The organism is Rhodopseudomonas sp. BR0C11, from assembly GCF_010820945.1.
GTDB lineage: Bacteria > Pseudomonadota > Alphaproteobacteria > Rhizobiales > Xanthobacteraceae > Rhodopseudomonas > Rhodopseudomonas palustris_H.
Window position 1 is genome coordinate 1 of the sequence record NZ_QTKI01000519.1, and the last position, 2,912, is coordinate 2,912.

Annotated in this window: 4 protein-coding genes and 1 tRNA gene; 1 reads left to right on the forward strand and 4 read right to left on the reverse strand. The window is 63.7% G+C overall.

The features are described 5' to 3' along the window. From DYI24_RS24430 to DYI24_RS24440, 3 genes are all read right to left on the reverse strand, one after another. Positions 1-1,017: site-specific integrase (locus DYI24_RS24430; RefSeq protein ID WP_164574163.1), on the reverse strand; the 1,017-nt coding region annotated here is incomplete at its 3' end. A 215-nt stretch (positions 1,018-1,232) separates the two neighbouring features. Then, positions 1,233-1,309 (reverse strand) — tRNA-Arg (locus DYI24_RS24435). A gap of 181 nt (positions 1,310-1,490) precedes the next feature. Then, the gene (locus DYI24_RS24440; protein ID WP_119018490.1) at positions 1,491-1,916 is read right to left on the reverse strand and encodes a YccF domain-containing protein; all 426 of its coding nucleotides are present in this window, start codon (positions 1,914-1,916) and stop codon (positions 1,491-1,493) included. Between the two features lie 208 nt (positions 1,917-2,124). Between DYI24_RS24440 and DYI24_RS24445 the strand changes: the two genes are divergently transcribed. After that, entirely contained in the window at positions 2,125-2,448 is a 324-nt protein-coding gene (locus DYI24_RS24445) for a hypothetical protein (RefSeq protein ID WP_164574164.1), read from the forward strand. Between the two features lie 32 nt (positions 2,449-2,480). Here the strand turns inward: DYI24_RS24445 and DYI24_RS24450 are convergent. After that, the coding region (locus DYI24_RS24450; protein ID WP_205523667.1) for a gamma-glutamyltransferase at positions 2,481-2,912 on the reverse strand (432 nt) is incomplete at its 5' end.

The window sequence follows — 2,912 nt, forward strand, 5'->3', positions numbered from 1 at the left end:
CACGGCCAATGCCGCACCGACCAACGGGGTCTGACGGCGCGAGTCCTCAGTTTTCATTACCCGGCCATCCGGTAACACCTCAACATAGGGGATCGGAGCGTCGAGGTGGATAGCGTGAGCCTGGAGGTTCACGGCTTCCGACGGCCGCAGGCCCGTATCCGCAAGCAGATAGATAACGTGCCGCGCCTCTTCATTCAGTCCCGCAAGCGCACCCTCGGCCAACAGCCTGTTTTGGACAAAATCAGTCTCGAAGGGTTGACGCTGGTTATCGACCTCTCCCCGTAGCCGGAGCCCCTTGAATATCTCAGGCAGATTGAGCCGCCGACGGATGCTCATTTCTTTGAGCATGCGGCTCAGCATCCCCATCGATTTGTTAGCTGACTTTGCGTTGGTCTCCCCGGTGATGACACGCTCACGCCACCATTCGCTGTAGTCGAGGCCGTCGTCTTGCGTCAGCTCGGTCACAGGCTTGTCGCCGACGAGGTCGACCAATTCACGCACCACGCGCATTCGCCCGCCGCGCCAGACCCGCATCTGGTTGGGGGAGAAATTCTGCGTTTCGATCTTGGTGGCGGTCTCATACTCTTCGTAGAGCTTCGAGAGCATGAACGACGGGCGCGGTTGCGTGCCGAGCAGTGCGGCGCGTGCGCCCCTGTCGTTTTCGAGCCCGCGCGTGAGAAGGGCCTCAATCCGCTCCATGCGCTTCTCCCACGGAAACGCTAGGATTTGCTCGCCGTCGGCGTATTCGAAGCCGAGCGAGCGGGCACGCCGCCGCGCCTCGTCATAGCCCTTCATCGCGTCGTCGGGCTGGTCCCCGGCCAACTGGTGCCAGTGGGCCTCGAGTTCGGCATTGAGACGCATGGCGACCCGGATGGCCCTTCGGCCCGTGCGGTCGGCTGACACCGGCACCCTCGTGGAGTGCCGGATGATGCCGCGCCGGTCCAGAGCCGCGAATTCGAGCGGGACCCTTCGCACGAAGTGCCACATGCCATTACGGCGGGTGAGGAAGTCAGGCATGACACCCCCCGCTGTTGGACGTTTTGTTGGACGAAATGTTAGACGTGAACGAAGTCACCACGCCACTCCAGCCCGAATTGTTCGGCTGAAGCCTAGCGTCTGAGCGCTCCTTAAAGCGCGGAATTCTTTGTATTTTCAACTTTTGTGCCTCCGGTTAGAGGCACTTCGGGCTTCCCACGCTTGTTAAAAAAATGGTGGATGGGGAACGCACACGCTGGCGCACCCGACACGATTCGAACGTGTGACCTTTGCCTTCGGAGGGCAACGCTCTATCCAGCTGAGCTACGGGTGCGTGCCCCGTTCCTGTAGCCGATCGCAGTCGGATCGGCAACGGGGGAGAAAAGCGAAATTTTCTCAAAGGGGTAAGCCTGAGGTCGCGGCGTCAGGTTTCGAATCGTCTCGTGTGCAGCAGGGCGCGGGGAGAGTTGCGGCGGTGGCGGTGTGCCACGGGTGTGACAGCGGCGACGGCTGCGTCACCTTCTGAGGCCGAGGTCGTCGATCGGGACGATGACCTTGCCGATCGGCCACAGCGCGATGCCCGCGAGCTTCAGGTGGGCCCAGGCGAACGGGATTCCGATGATCGTCACGGCGAGCAGAACGGCGGTGATGAGATGCCCGATGGCGAGCCACCAGCCGGCGAACACCAGCCAGATGACGTTGCCGATCACCCCGAGCGGGCCGGTGCCGATGTCTTCGCGGCCGGTGACGGCTTCCCGCGGCACCGCCGTCTGGCCGAACGGAAACAGCGTGTAGACACCGATGCTGAAGGCCGCGCGCGCCCACGGCAAACCGATGATCGTGATCGCCATAATGACCGCCGCAACCGCCCAGCCGACAGCCATCCAGAAGCCGCCGAGCGCGATCCAAAGGATATTCAGCAGAAGCGAGACGGGAGACATGGCCAATCCTTCCGGAAAACGATGGTCGTTTCAACGTCTGCGTCGTGCCCCGGCAAGATCGCAGTCGGCTCGGGAATCATATCGAGCATCGTGGCCCGACAGCGAGATGTCCACAGCCGGTTCCGTCAGCCCGAAATCGCCATTATGGCGGCGAATTGCGGTCAAAGCTGCGGGGTATCGGCAATCCTCGTTCACGAGGAATCGCGACTTGCCCTACACCATCACAGCCATTCGACAAGACGAGAAGATGCGCTGCGTGCGCGACAGTGTTTTGGTGGCGTTCGCCAAGGCGCGGATCTGGGAGAGCGAGGGCTGGGACGTTGTCATCACCGACGAGGATGGACGCACGTTCGGCACCGCCCAGCTCGATGCCCATGTGGCGGCGTATCGCTCGCTCGATGGCGCGGAGCTTGGCATCGACGACGATGATCTGATCGGCCCGAAGCCGATGAAGCCGCCGGAGCAGAGGTCGCGTGCCGAGCGCACGACGACTGCGCGGGCGCGGTCAGCGCCCGAGGCGGTGCCGGCCTAAGTCAGATGCGTGCGGGCGAAGTTCGTGCCGCTTTAGCTTTCGGCCACGGCGTCGCCCCACGGCTGGGCGATTTCGGTCGCGCCGCTATTCGTTGTTCCGTGCCGCAGCACCACGCTGGGGCAGGCGAATTTCATCGGGAAGGTCTGCACCCGCGCCTCTTCGTAATCGAACTGCTGGCGCAACGCCTCGCGCGTCGCAGCCGGCAGGCGGACATCGCCGATCACCACCTCGCCTTCGCTGGCGTCGATCCGCGGCTGATGGATCGCGGCGTCGAGGTCCATGCCATAGTCGATCACGAACGACAGGAGCTGCGCCACCGCCGGCAGAATACGGCGGCCGCCGGAGGCGCCGAGTGCTAAGCGGCGGCCGCCCGGCGCCTGCGCCAGCACCGGCGTGTAGTTGGTCAGGCAACGCTTGCCGGGCGCCAGCGAGTTCGGCCGGCCGGGTTCGGGATCGAACCACAT